Here is a 931-nt window from a genome sequence, read left to right as displayed (position 1 = left end):
ACGTGCTGGTCACCGGCCCCGGGATCCGCGCGGTGGCGGCCGGGGCGGAACGGGTGGTGCTGCTCTGCGGGCCACGCGGCCGGGCGGCGGCGGAGCTGCTGCCCGGCGTCGACGAGATCATCGAGTGGCGGCTGCCCTGGATCGACGGTTCCCCCGGGCCGGTCGACCCCGACGACATGCGCCGGCTCACCGGCCGGCTGGCCGCCGTGGGCGCCGACGAGGCGGTCGTCTTCACCTCGTTCCACCAGTCACCGCTCCCCCTCGCCCTGCTGCTGCGGATGGCCGGCGTCCCCCGGATCAGCGCGATCAGCGACGACTACCCCGGGTCCCTGCTCGACGTCCGGCACCGGGCGCCCGTCGGGGTGCCCGAACCGGAGCGGGCGCTCTCCCTGGCCGCCGCGGCCGGCTACGCGCTGCCCGCCGGCGACGAGCCGGTGCTGCGGCTCCGCGCCGACCTGCCCGCGCCGGCCGTCGACCTGCCCGCCGGTGACTACGTCGTGGTGCACCCCGGCTCGTCGGCGCCCGCCCGGGCCTGCCCGCCGGAGCGCTGCGCCGAGATCGTGGCCGCCCTCGCGGCCGACGGGCACCGGGTGCTGGTCACCGGCGCTCCCGGCGAACGGGATCTGACGGCCCGGGTCGCGGCGGCCGGCGGCACCGACCTCGGGGGCGCCACCGACCTGGCCGGGCTCGCCCGGATCCTCGCCGGGGCCCGCTGCCTCATCGTCGGCAACACCGGGCCGGCCCACCTGGCCGCCGCCGTCGGCACCCCGGTGGTCAGCCTCTTCGCCCCGACCGTCCCGTTCGGGCAGTGGGGGCCCTACCGGGTGCCCACCGTCCGGCTCGGCGACGCCGGGGCGGCCTGTCGGGACACCCGGGCGGCCGTCTGCCCGGTCGCCGGGCACCCCTGCCTGAACGGCCTCGACCCGGCCCG

1 protein-coding gene is annotated in these 931 nt (G+C 79.5%); it reads left to right on the top strand.

Annotated features, from left to right (window positions below):
* Positions 1–931: glycosyltransferase family 9 protein (locus F8274_RS30740; RefSeq protein WP_151465901.1), on the top strand; the 931-nt coding region annotated here is incomplete at both ends.

The organism is Micromonospora sp. AMSO31t (genome assembly GCF_008868175.1).
Taxonomy (GTDB): domain Bacteria; phylum Actinomycetota; class Actinomycetes; order Mycobacteriales; family Micromonosporaceae; genus Micromonospora.
Note: the sequence above shows the minus strand (reverse complement) of the source record. Positions and strands in the feature narration are given on the sequence as shown.